This is a genomic window from Sphingomonas sp., assembly GCF_035555815.1.
Classification (GTDB): Bacteria; Pseudomonadota; Alphaproteobacteria; order Sphingomonadales; family Sphingomonadaceae; genus Sphingomonas.
Genome location: NZ_DATMGG010000141.1, coordinates 12957 through 34221, shown reverse-complemented (window position 1 = coordinate 34221; position 21265 = coordinate 12957). Strand labels below are relative to the sequence as shown.

General features: G+C 68.1%; 26 protein-coding genes and 1 other RNA gene. 14 read left to right on the top strand and 13 right to left on the bottom strand.

What is annotated here, in order from left to right; genetic code table 11:
- Positions 1–5: 5 nt before the first annotated feature.
- Positions 6–659, top strand: coding sequence for a histidine phosphotransferase family protein (locus VNR91_RS07955; RefSeq protein WP_325490232.1), 654 nt, complete (start codon positions 6–8; stop codon positions 657–659).
- 133 nt (positions 660–792) lie between these two features.
- Here VNR91_RS07955 and VNR91_RS07950 read toward each other — a convergent pair whose 3' ends face one another.
- On the bottom strand, positions 793–1425 hold the full coding sequence (locus VNR91_RS07950) for a hypothetical protein (protein WP_325490231.1): 633 nt from the start codon (positions 1423–1425) through the stop codon (positions 793–795).
- Between the two features lie 309 nt (positions 1426–1734).
- On the opposite strand from VNR91_RS07950, the gene VNR91_RS07945 reads away from it, so the two are divergent.
- From VNR91_RS07945 to VNR91_RS07905, 9 genes are all read left to right on the top strand, one after another.
- Positions 1735–4050, top strand: a complete 2316-nt coding sequence (locus tag VNR91_RS07945) for a chemotaxis protein CheA (protein ID WP_325490230.1) — start codon at positions 1735–1737, stop codon at positions 4048–4050.
- Positions 4047–4484: a chemotaxis protein CheW gene (locus tag VNR91_RS07940; protein WP_325490229.1), complete on the top strand. Its 438-nt coding sequence runs from the start codon at positions 4047–4049 to the stop codon at positions 4482–4484. Before VNR91_RS07945 ends, VNR91_RS07940 begins: the two co-directional genes overlap by 4 nt.
- A gap of 111 nt (positions 4485–4595) precedes the next feature.
- Complete coding sequence (locus VNR91_RS07935) at positions 4596–4961, top strand: response regulator (RefSeq protein ID WP_325490228.1); 366 nt, start codon at positions 4596–4598, stop codon at positions 4959–4961.
- Between the two features lie 10 nt (positions 4962–4971).
- Positions 4972–6048, top strand: a complete 1077-nt coding sequence (locus VNR91_RS07930; RefSeq protein ID WP_325490227.1) for a chemotaxis protein CheB — start codon at positions 4972–4974, stop codon at positions 6046–6048.
- Between the two features lie 11 nt (positions 6049–6059).
- Positions 6060–6872, top strand: coding sequence for a protein-glutamate O-methyltransferase CheR (locus VNR91_RS07925; RefSeq protein WP_325490226.1), 813 nt, complete (start codon positions 6060–6062; stop codon positions 6870–6872).
- Between the two features lie 72 nt (positions 6873–6944).
- The gene (locus VNR91_RS07920) at positions 6945–7634 is read left to right on the top strand and encodes an N-acetylmuramoyl-L-alanine amidase (RefSeq protein WP_325490225.1); all 690 of its coding nucleotides are present in this window, start codon (positions 6945–6947) and stop codon (positions 7632–7634) included.
- A gap of 11 nt (positions 7635–7645) precedes the next feature.
- Positions 7646–8018: RNase P RNA component class A (gene rnpB / locus VNR91_RS07915), an RNA gene on the top strand.
- A gap of 45 nt (positions 8019–8063) precedes the next feature.
- A complete protein-coding gene (locus VNR91_RS07910) occupies positions 8064–8600 on the top strand; it encodes a J domain-containing protein (protein ID WP_325490224.1) in 537 nt (178 codons plus the stop codon).
- Complete coding sequence (locus VNR91_RS07905; protein ID WP_325490259.1) at positions 8597–8902, top strand: (2Fe-2S) ferredoxin domain-containing protein; 306 nt, start codon at positions 8597–8599, stop codon at positions 8900–8902. Before VNR91_RS07910 ends, VNR91_RS07905 begins: the two co-directional genes overlap by 4 nt.
- Positions 8903–9018: 116 nt before the next feature.
- On the opposite strand, the gene VNR91_RS07900 is transcribed toward VNR91_RS07905, so the two are convergent.
- The 8 genes from VNR91_RS07900 to VNR91_RS07865 all read right to left on the bottom strand — a co-directional run bounded on the left by VNR91_RS07900 (position 9019) and on the right by VNR91_RS07865 (position 12391).
- A complete protein-coding gene (locus VNR91_RS07900) occupies positions 9019–9423 on the bottom strand; it encodes a SufE family protein (protein ID WP_325490223.1) in 405 nt (134 codons plus the stop codon).
- Positions 9424–9647: 224 nt separating this feature from the next.
- Positions 9648–9887 carry a hypothetical protein gene (locus tag VNR91_RS07895; protein WP_325490258.1) on the bottom strand — a complete coding sequence of 80 codons (240 nt, stop codon included), beginning with the start codon at positions 9885–9887 and terminating at the stop codon, positions 9648–9650.
- A gap of 17 nt (positions 9888–9904) precedes the next feature.
- Positions 9905–10180 carry a hypothetical protein gene (locus VNR91_RS07890; RefSeq protein ID WP_325490222.1) on the bottom strand — a complete coding sequence of 92 codons (276 nt, stop codon included), beginning with the start codon at positions 10178–10180 and terminating at the stop codon, positions 9905–9907.
- Between the two features lie 330 nt (positions 10181–10510).
- The gene (locus tag VNR91_RS07885; RefSeq protein ID WP_325490221.1) at positions 10511–10804 is read right to left on the bottom strand and encodes a hypothetical protein; all 294 of its coding nucleotides are present in this window, start codon (positions 10802–10804) and stop codon (positions 10511–10513) included.
- Between the two features lie 40 nt (positions 10805–10844).
- Entirely contained in the window at positions 10845–11222 is a 378-nt protein-coding gene (pspC, locus tag VNR91_RS07880) for an envelope stress response membrane protein PspC (RefSeq protein ID WP_325490220.1), read from the bottom strand.
- Position 11223: 1 nt separating this feature from the next.
- The gene (pspB, locus tag VNR91_RS07875; RefSeq protein ID WP_325490219.1) at positions 11224–11499 is read right to left on the bottom strand and encodes an envelope stress response membrane protein PspB; all 276 of its coding nucleotides are present in this window, start codon (positions 11497–11499) and stop codon (positions 11224–11226) included.
- A 4-nt stretch (positions 11500–11503) separates the two neighbouring features.
- Positions 11504–12172, bottom strand: a complete 669-nt coding sequence (gene pspA / locus VNR91_RS07870) for a phage shock protein PspA (RefSeq protein ID WP_325490218.1) — start codon at positions 12170–12172, stop codon at positions 11504–11506.
- Positions 12173–12250: 78 nt separating this feature from the next.
- On the bottom strand, positions 12251–12391 hold the full coding sequence (locus tag VNR91_RS07865; protein WP_325490217.1) for a hypothetical protein: 141 nt from the start codon (positions 12389–12391) through the stop codon (positions 12251–12253).
- A gap of 172 nt (positions 12392–12563) precedes the next feature.
- On the opposite strand from VNR91_RS07865, the gene pspF reads away from it, so the two are divergent.
- Positions 12564–13592: a phage shock protein operon transcriptional activator gene (gene pspF / locus VNR91_RS07860; RefSeq protein ID WP_325490257.1), complete on the top strand. Its 1029-nt coding sequence runs from the start codon at positions 12564–12566 to the stop codon at positions 13590–13592.
- Between the two features lie 47 nt (positions 13593–13639).
- Positions 13640–14251, top strand: coding sequence for a superoxide dismutase (locus VNR91_RS07855; RefSeq protein WP_325490216.1), 612 nt, complete (start codon positions 13640–13642; stop codon positions 14249–14251).
- A gap of 146 nt (positions 14252–14397) precedes the next feature.
- Here the strand turns inward: VNR91_RS07855 and VNR91_RS07850 are convergent, their stop codons facing one another.
- The 3 genes from VNR91_RS07850 to mtaB all read right to left on the bottom strand — a co-directional run bounded on the left by VNR91_RS07850 (position 14398) and on the right by mtaB (position 17311).
- Entirely contained in the window at positions 14398–15021 is a 624-nt protein-coding gene (locus VNR91_RS07850; RefSeq protein ID WP_325490215.1) for a septation protein A, read from the bottom strand.
- 158 nt (positions 15022–15179) lie between these two features.
- Positions 15180–16112 (bottom strand): signal recognition particle-docking protein FtsY, encoded by a 933-nt coding sequence (gene ftsY, locus VNR91_RS07845; RefSeq protein ID WP_325490214.1) that lies wholly within the window; start codon positions 16110–16112, stop codon positions 15180–15182.
- Entirely contained in the window at positions 16109–17311 is a 1203-nt protein-coding gene (gene mtaB, locus VNR91_RS07840) for a tRNA (N(6)-L-threonylcarbamoyladenosine(37)-C(2))-methylthiotransferase MtaB (RefSeq protein WP_325490213.1), read from the bottom strand. Before mtaB ends, ftsY begins: the two co-directional genes overlap by 4 nt.
- Here mtaB and VNR91_RS07835 point away from each other — a divergent pair.
- Positions 17310–17888 (top strand): DUF924 family protein, encoded by a 579-nt coding sequence (locus VNR91_RS07835; protein ID WP_325490212.1) that lies wholly within the window; start codon positions 17310–17312, stop codon positions 17886–17888. The genes mtaB and VNR91_RS07835 overlap by 2 nt on opposite strands.
- On the opposite strand, the gene VNR91_RS07830 is transcribed toward VNR91_RS07835, so the two are convergent.
- Entirely contained in the window at positions 17863–19524 is a 1662-nt protein-coding gene (locus VNR91_RS07830) for a putative bifunctional diguanylate cyclase/phosphodiesterase (protein ID WP_325490211.1), read from the bottom strand. The two genes, VNR91_RS07835 and VNR91_RS07830, sit on opposite strands and share 26 nt — an antisense overlap.
- 222 nt (positions 19525–19746) lie before the next feature.
- On the opposite strand from VNR91_RS07830, the gene ffh reads away from it, so the two are divergent.
- The gene (gene ffh / locus VNR91_RS07825) at positions 19747–21252 is read left to right on the top strand and encodes a signal recognition particle protein (protein WP_325490210.1); all 1506 of its coding nucleotides are present in this window, start codon (positions 19747–19749) and stop codon (positions 21250–21252) included.
- The last annotated feature ends 13 nt before the right edge of the window (positions 21253–21265 follow it).

Below are 21265 nucleotides of genomic sequence, written 5' to 3'. Positions count from 1 at the left end.
GTCATTTGAACCTTTCCCCCACCGATTTCGCGAGTCTGCTCTGCTCGCGGCTGTGCCATGATCTGCTGTCGCCGGTCGGCGCGCTCAACAACGGGCTGGAGCTGCTCGCCGACGAAACCGATCCGGCGATGCGCGAACGGTGCCTGGAGCTGCTGTCCGAAAGCGCCAAGGCGTCGGCCAACAAGCTGAAGTTCTTTCGCCTGGCGTTCGGCGCGGCGGGCGGTTTCGGCGAGAGCATCGATTCGCGCGAAGCGCAGGCGGCGATCGCCGGGCTGTTCGGCGACAACCACCGCGTCGCGATCGGCTGGCTGGTCGACGAGGAGTCGCTGCCCAAGGGGGCGGTGAAGGTGTTGCTCAACCTGGCGCTGATCGCCGGCGACGCGCTGGTGCGTGGCGGCAACCTGGATATCGGCGCGGAGACCGTCGACGGCCATGTCGAGATCGTGGTGCGCGCGCAGGGGCCGCGCATCATCCTCGACGACGAACTGCGCGTCGCGCTGTCGGGCGACGGTGGTGTGCCGGTCACCCCGCGTTCGGCCGCCGCACATCTCGCCCGTGCCCTGGTCGCGGAAAACGGCGGATCGTTGCAGGTGTCGGAGCCAGACGCGCCCGCGCTGATGTTTGGCGCCGCGTTCGCCGCGCCGGCCGCCGCCGCCTAAGCATCCCCCCTGGTTGTGGCGGGCTTCCAGCGTTGGAGCCGCTGGCCAGGACCGGCCCTCATCACTGTTCGGGCTCGGCCTGGACGCTCGCCCGCCGCGCCCCCGCGATCGCGGAAGCGCGGTGGGGCATCGATCAGCAGCGGGTATAGTTGACGGGGGCAAATCCCGCGCGCGTCAGCGTCATGTTGCGGCGGCCGTTCGACTGCACGTCGAAATCGACAGTCCCGCCATTGGTCAGCGTCAGCCGCAGCGTTTGCCCGAACAGCGCCCAGGTGCCGCCGCCGCCGTTGCCGGACCGCATTTGCCCGCCGGTCAGGAAGACATCGGGTGCGGTGCAATTGCCGTTCTCACCCCAGCTCCCGACGAAATAGGCGTTGGTGAGCCCCTGGCCCGAATTGTTCGGCGGCGGCGGAGCAAAGTTCGTCGAACAGCGATACATGACCGCCGCCTGATTCTGCAGCGTGACGACGATCTGGTTCTGATTGACATATTGAACGCCGATCAGCGAGGTCCCGCCGGGACCGTGCAGCGTGATCTGCTGGGGGCCGGTCACCGCGTAATTGGCCGGTATCGAACCGGCCGACGACATCGTCTGGTTCACGAAGAATATCATCGATTCGCGGCTCTGGCATTGTTGGTCTTCTTTCCACGTTCCCGTCAGATACTGCGTGGAAATAGACCTGCTCTGGGCGAAGGCCGTGGTCGAAGGGGTTGAAATCGCTACCATAGCCACGGCGATAGTGGCTGCCCCGAATTTATTCCGCATGATTGATAATACCCCCCAAAGTATAAGCGTTCTTCGCGCCTCGCATCTTTGTGTGAGAAGGGCAAGAAGCGTTGCCCTCGTCCATCGAAATTTGCCAGACGGCGAGGCGGAACCGGTTTGGAAACGCGCGCCGATCAGGCAAGTCCTGGCCCTTCGGCATCGCCATAGGCGGGCAGGACGAATGCGGCGATGCGCCTGCCGACCATTGCCGCCGTCCTCGTGGCGCCGCCCTCGTGTGCCGCCGCCCGTGTGCTAACGTCGCCTTAACCCTGTCGGGGGCAGGGTCGCCGCGCGATTGCGTGGGGCCCGATGGACGATCTTCTCCAGGAATTCATTGCCGAGACGCGCGAGACGCTGGAGGCGCTCTCGGGCGAGATCGTCGCATGGGAGGCGAATCCGTCCGACGGTGCCCGGCTCGATGCGATCTTTCGTTTCGTCCATACGGTGAAGGGGAGCTGCGGCTTCCTCGACCTGCCGCGCCTGGCCCGGCTGAGCCACGCCGCCGAGGATGTGCTGGCGGCGGTGCGCGCGGGGGACCGCGTGCCCGATCGCGCGCTGGTCAACGCGGTGCTGGCGATCGTCGACCGCATCGGCGAACTGGTCGAGGCGATCGATGCCGGCAGCGCCATCGCGGACACTGGTGAAGAACTGCTGATCGCCGCGCTGGCCGAGGGATCGGCGGAGGTCGCGCAGACCGCGCAACCCGCGCAGCGCGCGCCGTCGCGCAGCGTCCGGCTCAACGTCGAACTGCTCGACCGGATGATGAGCGGCATGTCGGACATGGTGCTGGCGCGCAACGAACTCGCTCGCCGCCTGCGCGAGGACAATGCCGACCCGGCCATCGAGGCGGCGCTCGAACGCCTGTCCGCCACCGTTTCCGACATGCGCGACACCGTCACCCGCACGCGGATGCAAAAGATCGACCAGCTGTTCTCTCCGCTGCCGCGCCTGGTGCGCGATACGGCGGCGGCGCTGGGCAAGTCGGTGTCGCTCAACATCGAGGGCGCCGACGTCGAGTTGGACCGCGAGATGATCGAGGTGCTGCGCGATCCGCTGGTCCACATCATCCGCAACGCGATCGACCACGGGATCGAAACGCCGGCGCTCCGCCGCGCGGCGGGCAAGCGCGAGAACGGGCGGCTGACCGTGTCGGCGCGCCAGTCCGGCAACCAGATCATCGTCGAGATCGCCGACGACGGCGCCGGCATCGACATCGACCGCGTCATCGCCAAGCTGGTTGCCGGGGGCCGCGACGAACGCGAATTGCGCGCGCTGTCGGACAAGGCGCGGCTGGACCTGGTGTTCGCCCCCGGCCTGACCACCAAGGACGAGGTCAGCGACGTGTCCGGCCGCGGCGTCGGCATGGACGTGGTCCGCACCGGCATCGAGCAGATCGGCGGCCGGGTGGAGCTGGACAGCGTCGCGGGGCGCGGGCTGCGCATCGCGGTGCATGTGCCGCTGACGCTGTCGATCATCCCGACCATCGTCGTCGGGGTCGGCGAACAGCTTTTCGCCATCCCGCGCCAGGCGATCGAGGAAATCGTCACCGAATATGGCGAGGCGATCCGCGTCGACCAGGTCGGCAACAGCTGCGTCGTGACGGTGCGCGAGCGGCGGCTGCCGCTGATCGATCTGGGCGAGCGGCTGGGGCTGGCCGGGGGTAAACCGCTGCCGAGCGGTCGGATGCTGGCGATCGTCGGGCTGGGCGTCGGCAGTTTCGCGCTGGCGGTCGATTCGGTGCTCGACGCCGAGGAACTGGTGATCAAGCCGGCGGCGCCGGCGGTGATGGCGTCGGGGCTCTACGCCGGGCAGACATTGCCCGACAGCGGCCGGCCGATGCTGATGATCGATTGCGCCGGCATCGCGGCCGACGCCGGGCTGCGCTTCGACCGCGCGATCGGCGCCGACGAGGACGCTGGCGACGCGGTGGCGGAGACGCCGGGTATTCCCGCGCTGCTGTTCCGCGATCTGGACGACATGGTGCGGGCGGTACCGCTGGCGGTGGTCGACCGGGTCGAGCAGGTCGATGCCGACGCGGCATCGTTCACCGCCGGTACGCTGCGCTTGACCATCGACGGCCAGGTGCTGCCGCTGGCGGCGCTGGGCGACATCGGCGGCCGCGAACGGCTGGGCGTGCTGCGCCTGCGCGACGACAGCAGCGAGATCGGCTATGCCATCGCCGATGCGCTCGATATCGTCGCGTTGCCGGAACGCATATCCCCGCCGCGCGCGCCGGGGCCGATCGCCGGGGTGGTGCTGGTCGATGACGAGCCGGTCGAGCTGCTCGACGCGCACTGGCTGTTCGCGACCCATGCCGAACGCCGCGATGCCGCGCCGGGGGCGGTGCGGATCGTCGACAGCGGCGACGGCTGGATGAGCATCTTCCTGCGCCCGATCCTCGAACAGGCCGGATACCGGGTGGTGACCACGCTCGATCACGAAGAGGGTACGCTGGCGACGCTGGCGTTCGACGATGCCGAGATCGCGCCGGGCGACGCCGCGCCGGTGCTGCGCCTGCGCCGCCAGCGCATCGCCGCCGCCGGCGCGGACGGCAGCATCTATCGCTATGACCGGCCGGGGATCCTCGCCGCGGTCCAGCGCCAGCATGCGGGAGGCGGCCGATGAGCGGACTCTATCTGGTCGCCCAACTTGCCGGGCGCACCGTCGCGATCGATTCGGGGCAGGTCGAATCGGTGGTCGATATCGGGGAGGTGACGGCGGTGCCGCGAACCAGCGCGGTGGTGCGTGGGCTGGCGGCGCTGCGGAGCCGGGTAGTCACCGTCATTGACACCCGCGTCGCATTGGGGGTGCCCGCGCAGGACGCCGCACACCGCGCGGTGATCGTCCATGTCGACGGTCACCACTATGCCCTGCTGGTCGACGCGCTGGAGGATGTCGCGCCGTTCGCGTTGCAGCCGCTGGCCAACGGCATCGCGCTCGATCCCGCCTGGGCCTCGATCGCGCGTGGGCTGGTAGAGCGCGACGGCGAGCCGATGCTTGCGATCGACCTGGCCGCGCTGGTCCCGGCGGCGGCGGCGGCGGCCGCGGTGGCTGCGTGAGATGCATCCGATCCGGTACGCAAATGTTGCCGGGTCGCGGGTCGATTAACGTGACGCTTACGCTTGTCGGGCAAGAAGCGTGGGGAATGGCGCAGCGAAAGAATGGCTAAGATGAAATCCTGTCTCGTCGTCGACGACTCCAAGGTGATCCGCAAGGTCGCGCGCCACATCCTCGAGACGCTCAATTTCGAGGTGCGCGAGGCCGGCGACGGGCGCGAGGCGCTCGACAGCTGCATCGCCGTGCCGCCCGACGTGATCCTGCTCGACTGGAACATGCCGGTGATGAGCGGCATGGATTTCCTGCGCGCGCTGCGCGAAAGCGAGATCCCGCACCGGCCGAAGGTGGTGTTCTGCACCACGGAGAACGGCATGGCCTATATCCGCGCCGCGATCGAGGCGGGCGCCGACGAATATGTTATGAAGCCGTTCGACCGCGAGACGCTCGAAAGCAAGCTCCAGATCGTCGGCGTCGCCTGAGCGCCGCGTCATGGGGTTTTCCTCACTCCTCGCCGACGTCGCCGAGGCGGGGGAGGTCACTCCCGCCCAGGTTCTGATCGTCGACGATTCGGTCGTCGCGCGGACCTCTCTCGCGCGGATGATCGATGCCACCACGCGCTTCGTCGTGGCCGGCACCGTCGGCAACGCGCGCCAAGCGCTGGAGTTTCTGGAGGCGCACCCCGTCGAGATCATCGTGCTCGACCTGGAGATGCCCGGCATCGACGGGCTGACCGCGCTGCCCGATCTGATCGCGGCGGGGCGCGGGGCGCGGGTGCTGGTGGTATCGTCCAACGCCGCCGACGGCGCCGCCGCGACGGTCCACGCACTGGCGCTGGGCGCGGCCGACACGCTGGAGAAGCCCGGCACCGGCTTCGTCCGGCGCTTTGCCGAGGTCCTGGAGGAACGATTGGGCCGGCTGGTCGAATCGGCGCCCGAGCCGGTGATCGCGACCGGTGGACCGCCGCGCCGGACGCTGCCGGTGCTGCCGCCGTTCGACATCATCGCGATCGGGGCATCGACCGGGGGCATCCACGCGCTGTCCAAGCTGCTGCGCGCGATTCCGCCCGATTTCGACGTGCCGATGCTGGTCACCCAGCACCTGCCGGCATCGTTCATGCCCTATTTCGCCGCCCAGCTCGCCCTGCTCGCGGGGAAGCCCTGCGAAGTCGCGACGGAGCGGATGGCGATCCGCCCCGGCCGCATCCTGGTCGCGCCCGGCGACGCCCATCTGCGGTGCGTCCGCGCACCCGGCGGCGACGTGCTCGTCCGCCTGACCCATGAGGCGAGCGCGAGCGGCTGTATGCCCTCCGTCGATCCGATGTTCCGCGCGGTGGCGGAGGTCTATGGCGCGCGCGGACTGGGCGTGGTGTTGAGCGGCATGGGCCGCGACGGCAGCATCGGCGCGCAGGATCTGGTCGCCACCGGTGGATCGATGCTGGTGCAGGATCGCGCCAGTTCGGTGGTGTGGGGGATGCCCGGCGCGGTCGCTGGTGGAGCCGGCGCGACGGCGGTGCTGCCCCCCGACGAGATCGGGCAGGCGATCGCGGCGAGCAGGAGCCGGCGTTGATCCACAACGGCATGCAGACCCCCGCGTCGTCGCGGGCGATCGATACCATCGCCGCGCTGCTGGAACAGCGCACCGGCCAGCAGATCGCCGCCAGCCGCCTGTGGCGGATCGATGCGGCGGTGAAACCGATCCTGCGCGAACTGGGGATGACGAGCTTGGACGAACTGGTGAACGGCCTCGTCGCGTCGCGCGACGGCGCGCTGTCCGATCGGGTGGTGGATGCTCTTCTCAATCAGGAAACGTCGTTCTTTCGCGACGCGCCCGTGCTCGACATGATCGGCGACGCGCTGATCGCGATGCAGCGCGCCGCGCCGGGGCGGCGGCTGCGGATCTGGTCGTCGGGCTGCTCGAATGGGCAGGAGCCGCTGAGCTTGGCGATGCTGGCGCACGAACGCGGGCTGACCGCCGCCGCCGCGCCCGAGATCGTCGCGACCGACGTGTCCCGCGGCGCGATCGCGCGGGCGCGGGCCGCGCGCTATTCGCAGTTCGAGGTCCAGCGCGGTCTGTCGATCCACCGCATGATCGCGTGGTTCGAGGGGGAGGGCGCCGAATGGACCGCCCGGCGCGAGCTGGTCCGCCGCATCCAGTTTCGCCAGCACAATCTGGTCACCGATCCGGTGCCGGTCGGCGGTTTCGATCTGGTGCTGTGCCGCAACGTCATGCTCTACTTCGCGCCCGAGGTCCGCGCCCGCGCGTTCGAGCAACTGGCGAAGGCGATGCGGCCGGGCAGCCTGCTGGTGCTGGGCGCCAGCGAAACGGTGATCGGCCAGACCAATCGCTTTGTCCCCAGCCGGGAATGGCGCGGACTCTACCAGATCGCCTGATCCCGCTGTCCCGATCGTAATCCCCATCAGGACAGTTGCCTTTGCGCGGCGCGCGCCCCATCGGTGTCGTCCATGGACGCCATCGACACGCCGTCGCCCAATTTCAACGAGCGCACCCTGTCGGTGTCGATGCTCGTGCTCCACTATACGGGCATGGAAAGCGCCGAGGCGGCGATCGCGCGGCTGTGCGATCCCGAGGCCAAGGTGTCGGCACATTATCTGGTCACGGAGGACGGCACGGTGCTGCGCCTGGTGGCGGAGGACAAGCGCGCCTGGCACGCCGGCCAGTCGCACTGGCGCGGGATCAGCGATGTCAATTCGGCGTCGATCGGCATCGAGATTGTCAATCCGGGGCATGACCATGGCTATGTCATGTATCCCGACGCGCAGATCGACGCGGTGGTGCGGCTGGTCGCCGACATCAAGGAGCGCCACAAGCTGACGCGGGGCAACATCGTCGGCCATTCGGACATCGCCCCGGCGCGCAAGCGCGATCCGGGCGAGCTGTTTCCGTGGGGCACGCTGGCCCGGCTACGGCTGGCGCTCCCGCGCCCGACCCGCAACCTGATCGACCCACAGTGGACCGAAGCCGGCTTCCTGCTCGCGCTCGAGCGGTTCGGCTATGACGTGACCGAGCCGATGGCGGCGATCATGGCGTTCCAGCGCCGCTTCCGCCCCGAATTGATCGACGGTGAGATCGACGCCGAATGCCGCATGATCCTGCTCGCGCTGCTGCTTCCCAAACCGCAGGGGGATGACTAGAGAGGCTCCCGCCAGAGGGTCGGGCGGCCGCGGCCCCGTTTTCTTAACGGGGGCGAGGAAAGTCCGGGCTCCACGGAACGACGGTGGCGGGTAACGCCCGCCGGGGGTGACCCCAGGGACAGTGCCACAGAGAGCAGACCGCCCCGCTTCGGCAGGGTAAGGGTGAAAGGGTGCGGTAAGAGCGCACCGCGCGCCTGGTAACAGGGGCGGCAAGGCAAACCCCACCGGGAGCAAGACCGAATAGGGACGGCACATGCGCCTCGTTCCGGCGCGTCGTCCGGGTTGGTTGCTGGAGGGGCGGAGCGATCCGTCCCCTAGAGGAATGGTCGCCCATCTCCCCCTCGGGGGAGTGGACAGAACCCGGCTTACAGACCCTCTGGCATTTCGGCCGGTGCTTGCACTCGCGAGGATCGGGGCTATCTGCCGGTCATGGCGCGGTCATCCCGAAACAACGACTGGGGCTTTCCCCGGTGGCGCAGCTATGGCGCATCACGCGAAGCCACCACCGTGCGGCTGTGCGATCGCCACGGATGCGAGGAGCGCGGCGATTGCCCGGCACCCAAATCGCCCAACAGCCCGGAACGCTGGTATTTCTGCCAGGAACACGCCGGCGAGTATAATCGCGGCTGGAACTATTTCGAGGGATTGAGCGCCGAGGACGCCGCCGCGCGCGAGGCCGACGAGCGGCGCGATACGTCGGGTTACACCGAATCGCGGCACAATGCCTGGGCCGGCCCGGGCGACGGCAGCCGATCGCGCGACGAGATGCGCGCGCTGGAAGTGCTCGAACTGGAGGCGGACGCCGATTTCGAGGCGATCCGCGGCGCGTGGCGGCGGATGGCCAAGGAAAGCCACCCGGACGTCAAGCCCGGCGATGCCGATGCGGCGAAACGGTTCCAGGCGGTGCAGGCCGCCTATGACGTGCTGCGAACCGCCGAGGAACGGCGCGAGTGGCGGCCGGATTGAAGGATCACGTCCGTTCGAACTGGTCGGGCGCGGTGCTGGTCTGCGCCAAATGCTCGAAGAAGCTCGACGGCGGGTTCGGCGACAAGGGCCGGACGCGGCTGGCCAAGGCGCTGCGCCGGCATCTGAAGATCGGCAAGGGGCGCAAGGGCGCGGCGGGAATCGTCGAGGTGAAGTGCCTGGGCGTATGCCCGCGCGGCGCGGTGACGGTGGTCAACGGCGCGGCGCCCGACCGCTGGCTGCTGGTGCGGCCCGGCGCCGAGCTTGATGAATTGGCGCGAGAATTGGGGCTGTTGGAGGCTTGATCGCCGCTGTTTCCAGGCAACCTGTCCCGTCATTGCGAGCGTAGCGAAGCCAACCTGAGTCGCGCGCCCGGCGCTGGATTGCTTCGTCGCCGCACTCTTCGCAATGACGACGGGTTTCAGGCGTAACGCTCCGCCGTCTGCCGGATCAGCGCGATCATGTTGGGGATGCCCTGGGTCCGGTTCGAGCTGAGTTGGTTGCGCAGGTCGAACGGGGCGAGCTCGGCGGTGATGTCGGTGGCGCGGATCGCCGCCGGGGAACGATCCTGCACGGCGCTCAGCACCAGCGCGATGATCCCCTTGGTGATCGCGGCGTTCGAATCGGCCAGGAAGTGCAGCCGGCCGTCATCGCGCACCGTCGGATAGACCCAGACCGACGCCGAACAGCCGCGCACCAGCGTGGCGTCGGTCTTGAGCGGTTCCGGCATCGGCTCCAGCGCGCGACCAAGGTCGATCAGCATCCGGTAGCGGTCGTCGGGATCGAGGAATGCATATTCGTCGTACAGATCGGTCAGGCTTGACATTGCCGGCCTATAGCCGGCTCGCCCACGCTTCGGCCACTTTATGTATGTCAAAAAGTCCAACGGTCATCCCGGCATATGACCGGCACCGCTTCGGGGCGATGCGGATAGTAATCCCTGACCGTTGATGTCCCTGGCTCTCCATCCCCCGAAACAGAGCACAGCGGAGGATATTGCGAAGGGGTGGGCGGCGCGTCCAGCCAATCGCGGTTGGCTGCCGATCCGCCCTACAGTTCCACCCCGGCGGCGATCGCCTCCAGCTTGCGGATGCGTTCCTTGAGGTCGGCGATCTCGATGCGGGCGCTGGCGTTGGGGGCGACGGGGTGGCCGGTGTCGTGGTGCCCGGCCAGTTCCTGAGTCTTGAGCGCCAGCCAGCCGCGCCAGCCCGACAGCGTGGCGGCGGTGACCATCCCCAGCCCGGCGAGGCCGGCGCTGGCGGCGGTGATGTAGAAATTGGGATCGGTCATCATGATTGCGTCTCCCATCACTTGTTCTTCAGGCCGTCGCGCAGTTGTTCGATCTCCCGATCGAGCCGCAGGCTGCCCTCGTTGTCGGTGACGACGCGCTCCAGCACCTGGATACGCTCGCGCAGATCGGTGATCTCGCTCTTCAGGCGATGATTCTCGGCGGTGACGGCGGCGTCGTCGCGGACGCTGTAGGATTCGTCCCGGCGGCCGCGGCGGACGCCGTAGCGGGCCTGGATCACGCGGCCGATCGTCACGACGATAATGATGCCCAGGACCATTTCGAACGGGTTCATCGGTATTGCTCCTGATCGCTTCGTTGAGGGGGATTTACTCTGCGGGCGTCCCGGCCGCCAGCCGCATCGCGCGGCGGCGTGGGCGGTCGACCCGCTCGGTCAGATAGACGCCGCCGGCGGTGAGCGCGGTCAGCACGGCAAGCATGATCAACATGGCATTACTCCTCCGTTCGGTGCCGCACCCGGCACCGGGGATTTCGCTGGTGACCGCCCAGGGCGGCCGATGTCTTGGTCGGATCGGGCGGCGCGCTCAGTTCGGCGCTTCGGGCATCTTTCCGTCAGGTGACGTCCGGGCCCTGAACATCTCGCCTGCGATGGCGAAGCCGTTCTTCAGCGCAGTTCTTCGATGGCGCGGGCGGTGCGCTCGGCCGGGTCGGTGGCGATCCGCTCGAGGACGGCGATCCGTTCCTCGAGCCGGCTGACCTGACCCACCAGCCGCTCGTTCTCTCCGGTCAGCAGCGCGAACTTGCGCTCGCCGTCCGGATCGCCCTTGTGGCTGACGCCCTTCCACTCATTTTCGACCGGGTAGCCGTGGCGCGCCCTGATCCAGTTGTTGATCAGCCAGCCCCCGGTGCTGATCGCGATGATGGCAAGGACGAAACCGGGGCCACTCCAGAAGTTCATCATACTACTCCCTGTTGGACGGCGCGATCGGGCGTCAGCCTCAGCGCAGCGCGTCGATTTCCTCGGCCAGGCGCGTGTTGCGGCTGGTGTAATAGGTCTCGATGTCGGCGAGCCGGCGGTCGATGTCGCGGAACTTCGAGCGGACCTCGCTGGTCGAGCGCGTCGGGTTCGAGCGGACGCCCTGCCAGAACTTCGCGTCCTCCGGGCCTTCGTACAGGCCGACCGGCTTGTTCGGGGCCAGCCAGGCGATCAGCAGGTAGGCGATGAACGCCCAGCCGCTGGTGGCGATGGTGAGGAGGGCGACGCCGACGCGGACCAGGGTGAGGTCGATGCCGGTGTAGTCCGCGATCCCCGAACACACGCCCAGCCACTTGGCATTGACCTTGTCGAGGTAGAATTTGGTGCGGCTGGCGGACATGTCAGTTCCTCCGTGAAAAATCGTAGTTGGTATCCGAAGCGGAGCTGACCGGAGCGCCGGGCCGGAAATCGGGGTTGTCGGCGGCGACGATGCGCTCGACGGTCTGCAGCCGCTCTTCGAGCCGGCGCGCCATCAAGTACATGTCGTCGAGCAGCTTCTCGTCCTCCTCGGTGATCCGGGGGGCGGTCTTCCACTTGGTGATGTAGTGGAAGATCAGCCACGGGAGCCCGATGAAGAGCATCCCGACGACGAGGACGACGGTCAGGAAATCATCCATCGGATCAGCCCTCCTTCTTGTTCAGCCGCGCCTTGAGCTCTTCCAGCTCGGCATCGACCTTTTCGTTGGACTTCAGCTCGGCGATCTCCTCGTCGAGCGTCTTGATGGCCATCAGGCCGGCCGCTTCCGCGCGCCCCTCGGCCAGATCGACACGGCGCTCCAGAACGTCGAAGCGCGAGAACGCCTCGTTGGTCTTGCTGCCTGCGTACATCTCGCGCAGCTTGAAGCGGTTGTTCGCCGTCTCCAGCCGGGTCTCGACCGAATTCTGCCGGCTCCGCGCCTCGCGCAGCTTGTTCTGCAGCTTGGCGATGTCGGTCTCGGACGCCTTCAGCGCATCCTCCAGCACCGCCATCTCGCCCTTGAGCTGCTCGCACATGTCGGTCGCCTTCTGGCGCTCGACCAGCGCGGCCTTGGCCAGATCCTCACGATCCTTGGACAGCGCCAGCTCGGCCTTTTCGGTCCAGCTCGCCTGAAGCCCTTCGAGCTTGGCGATGTGACGGCGCATTTCCTTTTGATCGGCGATGGTGCGGGCGGCGCTCGCGCGGACCTCGACCAGCGTCTCCTCCATCTCGAGGATGATCATGCGGACCATCTTCGCGGGATCCTCCGCCTTGTCGAGCAGGTCGGTGACGTTGGCGGCGATGATGTCCCGGGTTCGCGAGAAGATACCCATGAAATTGAACTCCTTCGTGCGTACGCTTGACTGGGTGGGTGGCCGGGGCAGGACGAGGGAGTCCGCCCCGGCCGATCGTCAGGCCAGAGGGGACTGGCTGACGGGGGTGGGGGTGGTGTGCGCCGGGGCGACCGCGCCGGCCACGCAGACGGTGCTGAGCAGCACGGTGCCGACGATCGTGGAGACGATGCGGGCGAAGCGGGTGGCGGGGGTCGACATGGACAGCTCCTTGAACCTTTCGAACCGCCGTGCGTGGCGGATGCTCATTGCTTTGCATGGCGCGTGCCAATTTCAAAAGTGTCGGAAATCCGCGATTTTTCTGAACCCCGGTTGAAGCGTTACAGCTTTCTCTTGCCAAATGTTGGGATTTTACGCCAATGGTTCGGCGATGGTGGAACGGACAACCCAGGTCATCGGCCAGTCGGGCGCGTTTCTCGACGCGCTGGAACGCGCCAGCCGCGCGGCGGCGCTCGATCGCCCGGTGCTGGTGATCGGCGAGCGCGGTACCGGCAAGGAACTGGTCGCCGAGCGGCTCCACCGCCTGTCGCCGCGCTGGGACCAGCCGCTGGTGATCATGAATTGCGCCGCGCTGCCCGAGACGCTGATCGAGGCGGAACTGTTCGGTCATGAGGCGGGGGCGTTCACCGGTGCCACCCGCGCCCGCGCTGGGCGGTTCGAGGAGGCGGACGGGGGAACATTGTTCCTCGACGAGCTGGGCACGCTGTCGATGGCGGCGCAGGAACGGCTGCTGCGTGCGGTCGAATATGGCGAGGTCACGCGGATCGGGGCATCGCGGCCGATGCAGGTCGACGTGCGGATCGTCGGCGCGACCAACGAGCATCTGCCGGCGCGCGTGGAGGCGGGGACGTTTCGCGCCGACCTGCTCGACCGGCTCAGTTTCGAGGTGGTGACCCTGCCGCCGCTGCGCGCGCGGCCGGGCGACATCATGGAGCTCGCCGATTTCTTTGGCCGGCGCATGGCGTCGGAGATCGGGCGTGATCGCTGGGAGGGGTTTGGCGCCAACGCGATCGATGCGCTGGTCGACTATCAATGGCCCGGCAACGTCCGCGAGCTGCGCAACGTCGTCGAGCGCGCGGTGTATCGCTGGGAGCGGGCGGGGCCGATCGACGCGATCGAGATCGATCCCTTCGCGTCGCCGCATCGCCCGGTGCCCGCGGCCGCGAGCGCTCCCCGGCCGGCGGCGGCACCGGCGGGCGAGCCGATGGCGCCGCCACCCGCGCCGCGCGACGATGGTGCGGCCAGCTTCAAGGACCGCGTCGCGCGGTTCGAGCGCGAAGTGCTGACGCGCGCGCTGGCCGAGCATCGCTTCAACCAGCGCACCACCGCCGACGCGCTGGGCCTGACCTATGATCAATTGCGTCATGCGCTGCGCCGCCATGGGTTGCTGAACGCCGGCTAGCCGCCCATATCGCCGCCATGGAGTCTGCCCCCAAGAGGAGAGAAAAGATGGCCTTCGAACTGCCGCCGCTTCCCTACGCCTATGACGCGCTGGAACCGACCATCGACAAGGAGACGATGACTCTCCACCACGACAAGCACCACAAGGCCTATACCGACAAGCTGAACGAGGCGGTCGCCGCCGATCCGAGCCTGGCGGGCAAGACCATCGAGGAGATCCTCGCCAATATGACCGGCAAGCCGCCGATCCTGCGCAACAACGGCGGCGGTTACTGGAACCATGATTTCTTCTGGAACACGATGGCGGGCAACGCCGGCGGCGCGCCGACCGGCGATCTGGCCGCCGCGATCGACGCCGAATTCGGTTCGTTCGACGCGTTCAAGGAAAAGTTCAACGCGGGCGGCGTCGGCCAGTTCGGCTCCGGCTGGGTGTGGCTGATCGTTGGCGCCGATGGCAAGTTGGCGATCGTGTCGACCCCCAACCAGGACAATCCGCTGATGGACGTCGCCCCGGTCAAGGGCACGCCGATCCTGGGCAACGACGTGTGGGAACACGCCTATTACATCACCTATCGCAACGATCGCGGCGCCTATCTGAAGGCGTGGTGGAACGTGGTAAACTGGGACGTCGTCGCCGAGCGTTACGCCGCCGCGAAGTAACCGAAAACGCCCTCTCCCGCCGGGAGAGGGAGGGAGCCGCCGAAGGCGGCGGAAGGGTGAGGGCGGTCCGGTATCGCCCTCATCCAACTTCGGCTAGGTCGCTGCGCTCCCAAGCCTTCGTATCCTTCTCCCGGTGGGAGAAGGCTTCATCCCTCCGGCGGCACCGGCACGTCGTCGCTGTCGGCCAGCGTCAGCCCGTGCCTCATCAGCATGGGCACATTGGCGAAGGCGAAGATCAGGGTCAGGGGGATCGCGCCCCACAGCTTGAAGCCGACCCAGAAATCGGTGCTGGTCGTGCGCCACACCGCTTCGTTGAGCGCGGCCATGCCGATGAAGAAGCCGGTCCAGTTGATCGTCAGCTTGCGCCAGCCCAGTTCGCTCAGGCCCGGATAGGCGCTGCCCAGCACCGCCTGCAACAGCGGCCGCCCGGTGGCCAGCCCGAAGCCGAGCACCGCGGCGAAGGTGGCGTAGACGAAGGTCGGCTTCATCTTGATGAAGCGTTCGTCGTGGAAATAGATCGTCAGCCCGCCGAACACGAGCACCAGCACCGCCGTGACCAGCAGCATCGGCGAGACGTGACGCGTTTTGAACCACGACAGCGCGACCGCGATCACCATCGCCACCATGAACACGATCGTCGCCAGCATGATGCGCGCCAGCGCCGGGCCGGGGGCGAGGAAGTTGACCGCGAAGAAGGCGAGCAGCGGGCCATAGTCGAGCGCGAGGCGGAAGCCGGGCGACGCGGCGGGCTTGGCGGGGGTGTCGTTCACGTCGTCGTTAGTCCTCTGTCGTCCCATCGGCCCCTTCGGCGTAGCTCAGGGCAGGCCTGTGCCGGTCACCCGGCGTAAGGCCTCGGCTCTTGAGCCTCTGGGGCTTTCGTTTGCCTCTCGGTGGACCCCGGCACAAGGCCGGGGTGACGGAATGGCGGTTATAGCAATTCCTCGACCCCCGCGATGATCCGGGCGACTTCGCCGGCATCGAACGGGCGCAAATCGTCGACCTTCTCGCCGACGCCGATCGCGTGGATCGGCAGGCCGTATTGCTCCGCCGCCGCGACCAGCACGCCGCCGCGCGCGGTGCCGTCGAGCTTGGTCATCACCAGTCCCGTCACGCCGGCGACTTCCTTGAACACCTCGATCTGGTTGAGCGCGTTCTGGCCGGTGGTGGCGTCGAGCACCAGCACCACATCGTGCGGCGAGGCGGGGTTGATCCGGCCGAGCACGCGGCGGATCTTGGCCAGTTCGTCCATCAGCTCGCGCTTGTTCTGGAGCCGGCCGGCGGTGTCGACGATCAGCACGTCGATGCCGGTCTCGGTCGCCTGTTTGACCGCCTCGAACACGATGCCGGCGGCGTCGCCGCCCTCCGCGCCCGACACGATCGGGATGCCGATCCGCTCCGCCCAGGTCCGTAGCTGACCGATCGCGGCGGCGCGGAAGGTGTCGCCGGCGGCGACCATCACCGAATAATCCTGTTCCATGAACAGATGCGCCAGCTTGGCGATGGTGGTGGTCTTGCCCGATCCGTTGACCCCGATCACCAGGATCACCTGCGGCCGGGGAAAGGCGTCGATCGCCAGCGGGCGGGCGACGGGGGCGAGCGCCTTCGCCACCTCGTCGGCGACGACCAGGCGGATGCCCAGTTCCTCGAGGTTGCGCTCATACTGCCCCTCGGCGAGCCGTGCGCGCACCCGCGCCGCCGTGGCGGGGCCAAGGTCGGACGCGATCAGCGCCTCCTCGATCTCGTCCAGCGTCGCCTCGTCGAGCCGGGCGCTGCCCAGCCCGGCGAGATTGCCGACCAGCCGGTCGGAGGTGCGCTTGAACCCGCCGAGCAGGCGCTGGTGCCAGGTGGGGGGAGTGCTCATAGGAATGTACCGATCAGGGTAGAGTCAGTGGTTGCGGAGATACGGACCGCCGCGACGTCGCCGGGGGCGAGCCGGGCGGGCGGAGCGGGCAGGTGAACCTCCGCGAAATTGGCGGCATGTCCGCGATCGCCGGGACGCTCGACCAAAACCGACTGCTCGGTTCCGACCAGCGTCGCCAGCCAGCGCCGCCGCCGCGCCTCGCCCGCCGCGCGGAGCCGGGCGGCGCGGTGCTTGACCACGTCGCGCGCGACCTGCGGCATCCGCGCCGCCGGGGTGCCGGTGCGCGGAGAAAAGGGAAAGATGTGGGGATGGACCACGTCGCAGTCGTCGACGATCGCCAGCGTGTTGGCGAACATGGCGTCATCCTCGGTCGGGAAGCCGGCGATCAGGTCGGCGCCGATCGCGATGTCGCGCCGCGCCTTCAGCCGAGCGACGATCCGCACCGCGTCGGCGCGTGCATGGCGGCGCTTCATCCGCTTGAGGATCATGTCGTCGCCGGCCTGGAGCGACAGGTGAACGTGCGGCATCACCCGCGCTTCGCCGGTCAGCAGGTCGAACAGCCGGTCGTCGATCTCGATCGAATCGAGCGACGACAGCCGCAGCCGTTCGACGCGGGTGTGGATCAGGAGCCGCTCGACAAGCGCGCCGAATGACGGGGTGCCCGGCAGATCGGTGCCATAGCTGGTCACGTCGACGCCGGTCAGCACAACCTCCCGGTGGCCGGCGTCGACCAGCGCCGCGATCCGATCGACCACCGCGCCGGCCGGCACCGAGCGGCTGGGGCCACGGCCGAACGGGATCGCGCAGAAGGTACAGCTATGGTCGCATCCGTTCTGCACCTCGACAAAGGCGCGGGCGTGGCCGGAGAAACGGGCGGGAGGCATGGCGAGCGCGCCCCACGCCGCCGGATCGAGCTTCGCCATGTTGCCGACCACGCGGTCGACCTCCGCCATCGCGCCGAAACCCGCCGGATCGATCGCCGCGGCGCAGCCGGTGACCACCAGTTCGGCGTCCGGTCGCGTCCGGCGCGCGCGGCGGATCGCGGCGCGGGTTGCCTTGACCGCATCGTTGGTGACGGCGCAACTGTTCACCACGACGATGTCGCGGGAACCGAGCAGCCCGCGGATCGCTTCGCTTTCGGCAATGTTGAGGCGGCAGCCGAGCGTGACGATCTCGGGCCGCGGCGAAGGAGCAGGCATGATGGGGCATCTAGGGCCGGGATGGGGCGAAGTCGAGGAGGCGGCGGACCGGGTGTTGGCCTATTGGTTCGACGAGTTGGGGCCGGAACGCTGGTTCGTGAAGGACGATGCCGTCGATCGCGACTGTGCCGATCGGTTCGGGGCGATGCGCGACGACGTGCTGGCCAGCGACGCGCTGGGCTGGCGCGGCGAGGCGAAGACGATGCTGGCGGCGATCATCCTGCTCGACCAGATATCGCGCAACATCCATCGCGGCAGCGCCCGCGCGTTCGAGGCCGATCCGCTGGCCGAGAGCCTATCGCACGAGGCGATCGAGCGCGGCTGGGTGGCGACGCTGCCGCCCGAACGCGCCAAATTCCTGCTGATGCCGCTGATGCACGCCGAACATGCCGACGCGCAGCGGCTCAGCCTGATCGAGTTCGCGGCGCTGGGCGACGAATATACGCTGGATTTCGCGCGCGACCATGCCGACGTGTTCGCGCGGTTCGGGCGTTTTCCGGGGCGCAACGCCGCGCTGGGCCGGGAATCGACCCCGGCGGAACAGGCGTATCTCAGCCAGCCAGGCGCTGGCTGGTAGCGTCGGCGACCGTAGCGGCGGGGGTGACGGCGGCGACGACGGGACCGTCCGTCTGCGGCGAAGCGCCACGGATCAGCCGCCGCTCGGCCAGCAGGCGGCGAACGCCGGCCATCGACAGCGGCTTGCCATAGTGCCAGCCCTGCCCCTTGGCGACGCCGCCGGCGATCAGGCGCTCCTCTATCTCACGATCCTCTACCCCTTCGGCGGTGACCGGCAGGTTGAGGCTTTCGCCCAGCCGGGTGATCGCGTTGACGATCGCCGCCGAATCGGGGCTTTCGACCATCGAGGTGACGAAGCTCTTGTCGATCTTGATCCGGTCGAACGGCAGCGCGCGCAGGTGAGCGAGCGAGGAATAGCCGGTGCCGAAATCGTCGAGCGCCAGCCGCACGCCCTGATTCTTCAGGCTGCCGACGATCGATTGCGCCAGCGCCAGATTGTCGAACAGCGCGCTTTCGGTGATCTCGATCTCGCAGCGGCTGGCGGGGAAGCCGGTTTCGGTCAGCACCTTGATGATCTTTTGCGCCAGCCAGGGATCGCGTAGCTGCCATGGCGACACGTTGATCGAAATGGTCAGCGACGGATCCCAGTCGCGCGCCGCGGCAAAGGATTGACGCATGATCGACAGCGACAGTTCGGCGATCATCCCGGTTTCCTCGGCGATCGGAATGAACTGGTCGGGGGCGATCAGTCCGCGGCTGGGGTGTTCCCAGCGCGCCAGCACCTCGAATCCGTCGATCTGGCCGGTGCGCAGGTCGATCTGCTGCTCGAAATAGGGGACGATCTCCTGCCGGGGAATCGCCAGGCGCAGCCCGCTTTCCAGTTCGTTGCGCGCCTGAAGCTCGCGCTCCATCGAATTGTCGAACCAGGCGTGGCGATTGCGGCCCGATTTCTTGGCGGCGTACATGGCGATATCGGCCGAGCGCATCAGCGCGTCGATGCCGGCGCAGTCGAAGTCCGATCGCGCCAGCCCGATCGACGCGGAGATGTGGCAATGCAGCCCGTCGGCGTCGAACGGCTGCGCCATGCGGCTGACCAGCCGTTCGGCGATGCGCTCGACCAGATCGGGGTTGGCGGAATCGAACAGCAGCGCGCAGGCGAATTCGTCGCCGCCCAGCCGGGCCATCAGCGCGGCGGTGGGCAGCACCTTCTCGATCTCGGTCGCGACGGCCCGCAGCAGCGTGTCGCCGATGGCGTGGCCGTGCATGTCGTTGACCGTCTTGAAATGATCGAGGTCGAGCATCAGCAGCGCCATCGCCTTGTGGCGTTTCTGTGCGCGGGCGAACATCGCGGCGCCTTCCTCGGCCAGGCTGCGGCGGTTGAGGAAGCCGGTGAGCGGATCGCGCGCGGCGAGGATCTGGGCGCGCTCCTCGGCGGCGGCGCGTTCGGATACCTCGCGCGCCAGCGCCTGATTGCGGCGCCATCCGATGAGGATCAGCGCGACGTTGAGCAGCAGCGCCACCACCAGCGGCTGATCGACCGGGGCGCCGCCGTCGAAATAATAGCGCAGCGTCGCCGCCAGCACCTGGCTGCCGATCCCGACGAACATCAGGATCGCGGCGATGCTGACCGCGCCGGTAACAAGATCCTGCGACCGGCCGGGGCGTCGCAGATCGCCTTCGTCGAAATCCAGCGCCATCCGAGCCAATGCCTTATCCAGCCGAACCGGCGGCTTGCCACGCGGCAGGTGTAGATCGGGTTAAGGCGCGCGGGGTTGCGATTGCCGGGCGATGCGGGTAATGGCCCGCCGACCGTTCCTTCGGGTACGCGACGCATCAGCGCCCACGGGCAACGCTGGCTGACGAGGTTTCGTCCGCCGGCGTTTTATGCGTTTCGTGGCCGTAGGTCATTGGAGACGTGCATGTTCGAGAGCTTGAGCGACCGGCTGGGAGGGGTGTTCGACCGCCTGCGCGGTCGCGGCGCCCTCACTGAAGCCGATGTCCGCGCCGCGATGCGCGAAGTGCGCGTCGCGCTGCTCGAAGCCGACGTCGCGCTGCCGGTCGCGCGTGCCTTTGTCGACAAGGTGACCGAACAGGCGGTCGGCCAGCAGGTGCTGCGGTCGGTCACGCCGGGGCAGCAGGTCGTCAAGATCGTCAACGACGCGCTGGTCGAGATGCTGGGCGCCGACAACGTCGGGCTGGATATCGACGTGACGCCGCCCGCCGTGGTGATGCTGGTCGGCCTGCAGGGATCGGGCAAGACCACCACTACCGCCAAGCTGGCCAGGCTGCTGAAGGCGCAGAACGGCAAGAAGGTGATGATGGCGTCGCTCGACGTCAATCGCCCGGCCGCGCAGGAACAGCTCGCGGTGCTCGGCACCCAGACCGAGGTGGCGACGCTGCCGATCGTCGCCGGCCAGCAGCCGGTCGACATCGCTCGCCGGGCGTTGCAGGCGGCGAAGCTGCAGGGCTTCGACGTGCTGATGCTGGACACCGCCGGGCGGCTGCACGTCGACCAGGCGCTGATGGACGAGATGAAGGCGGTGGCGGATATAGCCACGCCGAGCGAGATCCTGCTGGTGGTCGACAGCCTGACCGGGCAGGACGCGGTCAACGTCGCCAAGTCGTTCGGCGATCAGGTGCCGTTGACCGGCGTGATCCTGACCCGGCTGGACGGCGATGCGCGCGGCGGCGCGGCGCTGTCGATGCGCGCGGTCACCGGCAAGCCGATCAAGTTCGCCGGCGTCGGCGAAAAGCTCGACGCGATCGAGCCGTTCCACCCGCAGCGCGTCGCCGGCCGCATCCTGGGCATGGGCGACGTGGTGTCGCTGGTCGAGAAGGCCGCCCAGTCGATCGAGGCCGAGGACGCCGAGCGGATGGCGGCCAAGCTGGCCAAGGGCCAGTTCGACATGAACGACCTGCGCGCGCAGCTGGCGCAGATGCGCCGGATGGGCGGGCTGGGCGCGCTGGCCGGGATGATTCCCGGAATGAAGAAGGCGCAGGCGGCGATGGCGTCGGGCGCGGTCGACGAACGCATCCTGCTGCGGATGGACGCGATGATCGGATCGATGACGCCCAAGGAGCGCGCGAAGCCCGAACTGATCAACGCCAAGCGCAAGATCCGCGTCGCCAAGGGTTCGGGGACGACCGTTCAGGACGTCAACAAGCTGCTCAAGATGCATCAGGAAATGTCCACCGCGATGAAGAAGATCCGCAAGATGGGCGGATTGAAGGGCATGGCGGCGATGCTGGGGCGCGGTGGTCCGGGCGGCGGCATGGGCGGCATCGGCAACGCGCTGGGTGGCGCGCAGCTGGGCGACATGATGGGCAAGATGGACGCGCCGGCCGGCGGCCTGCCCGGCCTTGGCGGGCCGGGGGGGATGCCGAAGCTGCCGCCCGGCTTCGAGAATTTTTTGAAGAAGAAGTGAAACCTGCCGGGAT